Source organism: Prevotella sp. CAG:592 (assembly GCF_000436015.1).
Lineage (GTDB): Bacteria > Bacteroidota > Bacteroidia > Bacteroidales > Bacteroidaceae > Prevotella > Prevotella pectinovora.
Map to the genome: position 1 here is coordinate 1 of NZ_FR892552.1, position 5,330 is coordinate 5,330.

A 5,330-nucleotide genomic window follows, 5' to 3' on the forward strand; every position below is an offset into this window, starting at 1 on the left:
TTTCAGTACGTGCGATAAGAATATACTGTTGCTGTCAGGTAAGACCTGCATAAAAACCCTATTCCGGTTGGTCTTTTTCCTTTTCAAATAGCCAAATCACAATCCTTGGCAAGGACAACAAAATGTAAAGAAAATGATTACTATCCGTGCCCAAGTGGGGCAAGCAGCTTGCCCCTGTTGAGAAAGCACCTTGCCCCTGTTGGGCAAGCACCTTGCCCCAAAATGGACAAAAGTATCCATGGAATGAGGCTTTTATGTCAATACAGATAGAACATCCTTTCCATCATCTGCCATTTCTGGGCAGACGTGGCATCGGCGGCACATTCCTGAAACATCGCCACATGGCGTTCCCATTCCTCCTGTCGGGGCAGGGTGGCAAGACACGCCATCGCCTCGTCCCAGCAGAAGTCAAGCGGAGCGTCGACGATCATCACCAGACGGTTGCCAAGGATGTATATCTCCATCTCCAGTATTCCCACTGCTTTTATTCCCTCTTCTATCTCGCGCCAGAAATGATCCTTGTCGTGAGCCTTGCGGTATTCCTTCATCAGTTCTGAGTCGTCTTTCAGTTGCATGGTCTGTACGAAACGCTTCGTTGGCTGTCCGTACTCCTTGCTCTTGTATCCTTCCGTGTTCATAATAGTATTCTGTTAGTTGTAATTATTCAATGCTTGCATATTAGCTTCTTTATTCACAATAAGGGTGTCATGTAAAGCGGAATATATGTGATACCTTCTTCCACCTTGTAGTCGGCTGCATGCAAAACCGTAGGAGAGGTCATGCATTCTCCAAACTTCTTCATACACTTTGTTATGGAAGACAATGTATAGTTCTTGCCACTTTTTACTTCTATCGGGCGAATATTATGACGTGTTGTCACTTTGTCTTTTTGGAGCAAGAAGTCTATCTCCATACGGTTTTCGGCTTCTTCGGATGACTTACTATAGAAAAAGAGTTTGTTGCCGCTGGCAGTCAGCATTTGTGCCACAATATTCTCAATGAGCATCCCTTCGTTCACCTCAAGTTTTCCAAAGAGCAGTTTCTGATAAATCTCTGACGAGACAATACCCTTTTCGTCAAAAGCGTGACTGATTAATAAGCCCGTATCGTTCATGTAGCACTTCAGAGTGGTACGGTCTTCATTCATCTTCAGTCCGATGTTCGGCTCAGTCGAGTTGTAGCAGATGTTGACAACTCTTGCGTCCTTCAGCCAGAAGAAAGCATCATCCCAATCACGATATTTTGCACCTGGTTTTAGAGCTGACAGACGGAACTTCTTCTCATGCGTTGAAAGTTGAGGAGGAATCTGATCGAAAACAGACACCACCTTGTCGGCAATCTCACTTGCGTAATTGAAGATGTCGTTACGGTAGATGGTCAGCACGTCGCGCTTGGCGGCATCTACGGCATCGAAATCTTTCGTCTCTACATACTTCTTGACGGCTTGTGGCATTCCTCCCACTATCATATAGAGACGAAATACATCCATAGCCTGACGATGGAAAGCCTGTCCCATTGGCTTCTTTTCTGCATACATCTTACGTATCAAGTCCATCAGCATGTCGTTACCAGTGGCCCATAGAAACTCTTCAAAGTCCATTGGGTACATCTGTATAGGGCGCTCTTCGGATGGTAGTACGATGCCCTGCGTATTTTTCTTAATGCTTACCAGCGATCCGGTCTCAATGTAGTCATATCTACCATCTTTCACCAAGAACTTGATGGCAGCTCTCGCCCTAGGACACAGCTGCACCTCGTCAAGAATGATAAGCGACTTGCGTTCGTGTAGCCTCACCTTGTAGTGCTGACTCAGATAGAGAAACAGCATATCAAGGTCTTCCAAATAGAGGTCGAACCAGTCTCTGACCATTTGCGGAGCCTTGTTGAAGTCGATGAGAATATATGACTCGTATTCATTCTTGCCGAACTCTTCTACGATATAACTCTTACCTATGCGTCGTGCACCCTCTATGAGCAATGCCACTTCTCCGTTTCTTTTCTCCTTCCAGTCAAGGAGCTGTTTGTATATTTTTCTCTTCATAGTAACGCCTTTTACACCTATTCAAAATATCTATCCCCTATGCGATACACCTTTTTGAGATTTTTGACTGTGCCAATATACACCTTTTTGAGATTTTTAATTGCGCATATATACACCTTTTTGAGATTTATCGCAGTGCAAATATACACCTTTTTGAGATTTTTTGCAAGTGTAACGTTGAAAACTTATTGGTGGTGCTATAAGACTGTTATTATTTGTGACTATATATTTGTTTGTTGCAGAATCTTCATATATTCGTCGTAGGAGATATGCTCGCCGCCCATGGTCTTCAGGTGAGGAGTCTCAAACTGGCAGTCGATGAGCTTGCCGCCATTGTCCTTCATGATGTGTGCCAACTCTATCAGCGCCAGTTTCGAAGCCGACGGCACGAGCGAGAACATGCTCTCACCGAAGAAAGCCGCTCCGATGTTCACACCGTAGAGTCCGCCTACGAGCCTGTCGTCCTTGTCCCACACCTCCACGCTGGCAGCGAAGCCCTGTTCGTGTAGCGCCTTGTATGCCTTTATCATATCTTCGCCGAGCCATGCTCCAGCCTCGTCGTAGCGCAGCAGACTGCAGTTGCTTATCACTCCGTCGAAGTCGCGGTTGATGCTCACGGAGTATTCCTGCTTCCTCATCAGAGTGCGCATGGAGTGGCTCACGTGTATCTTGTCGGGGAATATCACGAAGCGGTCCATGGGACAGTACCACCATATTTCCTTGCAGTCGCGGAAACTGTACCATGGGAATATGCCGTTGCTGTATGCCAGCAACAGGCGGTCGATGCTTAGGTCGCCGCCCACGGCAAACAGTCCGTCGTCTTCGCCCAGCCTCGGGTCGGGGAAGGCTATTGTGGAGTCTAATCCGAATATCATATTGTCAGTATGCCGTTACGGTTTGTGGTTTATGCATTATCTGCCGACTGGCTTTTTGAACCGCTTCTGACAGCCATCACGCCATTGTTGAAGTCCACTGCCAGAGTGCTGCCCTTCTTTCTCTTTCCAAACAGAATCTCGCGCATTATCAGCGGTTTCAGTTCGTGGGCAATCACGCGGTCAGCCTCTCTCGCTCCATATTCCTTGGTGAAACACTTCCCGAGCATGTGTTCGAAGGCAGCGTCGCTGATCTTCAGGGTCAGTTCCTTTGCAGCCACCTTGTCCTTCAGTTCCTTCAGCTTCTTGTTGAGGATGAGGCGTGCCATGTTCTTGTCCATCTCGTTGAACACCACGATGTCGCTGAGTCGGTTGATGAACTCCGGCTTGAAAGTCTTCTTCACCTGCTTCATCATCGCCTCACCTTTCGTCACATTTCCCGTGAATCCCACGTTGGCCTGTGCGGCGAACTGTGCTCCGGCGTTTGATGTCATTATGAGGATCACGTTGCGGAAGTCAGCCTTCTGTCCGCGGTTGTCGGTCAGACGGGCATAGTCCATCACCTGCAGTAGTATGTTGTATATGTCGCTGTGAGCTTTCTCAATCTCGTCGAGCAGCAGCACGCAGTTTGGAGTCTTCCTGATGGCGTCGGTGAGCAGACCGCCGTCCTCATATCCCACGTATCCCGCCGGCGAACCGATAAGTTTCGCCACGGCGTGTTTCTCCGTGTATTCCGACATGTCGAAGCGCACGAGCTCCACTCCGAGCACTTTTGAGAGCATACGTGCCACCTCCGTCTTTCCCACTCCCGTAGGACCGACGAAGAGCAGCGAGGCGAGCGGTTTGTCGTCTTCGGTGAGACCTGCCTTAGCCATCATCACCGCCTCCGTCACTTCGTCAATCGCCTTGTCCTGTCCGTAGATGCTTTCGAGCATCCTCTCGCGCAGGGTCATCAGCGCCCCGTTGTCTTCCTCCTTGAGAGCCGTAGCCTGAATCTTGCACACCTTGACGAGGATGTCGTCGATGAGGCTTTTCGTCACCCACGACCGGCGGCGGTTCTCCACTGGGTGTACCTCCAGATAAGCCCCCGCCTCGTCGAGAAGGTCGATTGCCTTGTCGGGCAGGCAGCGTCCTGATATATGCTTCGCACTGGCTGTCACGGCATATTCCAGAGCCTCCTTGCGATACGACACATTGTGGTATTTCTGCAGGCTCGGCTGCAGGCCGGTGACTATCTTTATCGCCTCCTCAACCGAAGGCTCCTTGATGTCGATGGTCTGGAAACGGCGCGTCACTGCACCGTCCTTGAGCATCTTGCGGTTGTATTCCTCATGCGTGGTGGCACCCACGAAGCATATTGCGCCGCTCTCAAGATAAGGCTTGAGGATGTTGGAGGCGTCGGGACCACCGTCGCTGCCTCTGCCGGCGCCGATGATGTTGTGTATCTCGTCGAGATAGAGTATGGATTTCTCCTTGCTCGCACCGTCGAGGATCAGTTTCAGACGCTTTTCGAAGTCGCCCCTGAACTGTGCTCCGGCGAGCAGCTGTCCCATGTCCATGCCGTATATCGTGGCACCCTTCAGCCTGTCGGGCACCTGTCCCTTGTTTATCAGGTTTGCCAGTCCGTATATCAATGCCGTCTTGCCTACGCCTGGATCGCCCACGTGCAGAGGGTTGTTCTTCTCCATCCGGCATATCACCTGTATCGTCCTGTCCAGCTCCTTCTCTCTGCCTATCAGCGGCGTGTGGGTCTTGGCAACTTCAGAAATGTTGGTCACAAGACTCTTCCAGTCTTCCGGACTCGTGAACGGCATCGGCTGGCCGTCGTCGTCAAACATATCATCGTCGTCGTCGAGGTCATCATCGTCGAGGTCGGGAGTGTCGTCTTCATATTCCAGAAACTGCGGATATGCTTCGGTGAGGTATTCCATGAATTCGCTCTCATGGTCTTCTATCGCGGTGTCAAGTATATAGGCAGCCATAGAGTCCTGCAGATTGGCGAGTGCCACAATGTATTCTCTCACGCCGGCGAATTCTTTCTTGAATCTCTTGGCTATGGTGCATGCGTTTTGTACCAGGTCAGTAAACTGTGCCGACGGAACGGGCACCTGGTATTTGCCAAACTTCTTGTCCTGGTCTTTGAGATATTTTGTGAGTCTTGCATGCAGCTTGTTGTAGTCCACTCTGCTCTTCTGAAGAGCCAGCTTGAACGGCTCCTGCTGTATCAGTCCCATCAGCAGATGCTCCGGCATTATGTATTCGTGTGCCATGCTTACGGCAATGTCCAATGCCGTCTCCACCGCTTTGTTTATGCTATGTGAGTTTCTTAATTCCATACTTTCCTTCTTTCTGTTTCCGTTTTGTCTTGTCTTTTGTGCCAAGTCTTAAACCCGAATCGGTCATTAGGCCGTTTATAG

Annotated in this window: 4 protein-coding genes; all 4 read right to left on the reverse strand. The window is 49.7% G+C overall.

Going from position 1 to position 5,330, the window contains the following annotated elements:
* Positions 1-257 precede the first annotated feature (257 nt).
* The 4 genes from QVO99_RS04335 to QVO99_RS04350 all read right to left on the reverse strand — a co-directional run bounded on the left by QVO99_RS04335 (position 258) and on the right by QVO99_RS04350 (position 5,249).
* Positions 258-638 (reverse strand): L-rhamnose mutarotase, encoded by a 381-nt coding sequence (locus QVO99_RS04335; RefSeq protein ID WP_022316374.1) that lies wholly within the window; start codon positions 636-638, stop codon positions 258-260.
* Between the two features lie 53 nt (positions 639-691).
* Complete coding sequence (locus tag QVO99_RS04340) at positions 692-2,041, reverse strand: ATP-binding protein (RefSeq protein WP_022316375.1); 1,350 nt, start codon at positions 2,039-2,041, stop codon at positions 692-694.
* A 221-nt stretch (positions 2,042-2,262) separates the two neighbouring features.
* Entirely contained in the window at positions 2,263-2,916 is a 654-nt protein-coding gene (gene aat / locus QVO99_RS04345; protein WP_022316377.1) for a leucyl/phenylalanyl-tRNA--protein transferase, read from the reverse strand.
* Positions 2,917-2,945: 29 nt separating this feature from the next.
* Complete coding sequence (locus QVO99_RS04350) at positions 2,946-5,249, reverse strand: AAA family ATPase (RefSeq protein WP_022316378.1); 2,304 nt, start codon at positions 5,247-5,249, stop codon at positions 2,946-2,948.
* Between the last annotated feature and the right edge of the window lie 81 nt (positions 5,250-5,330).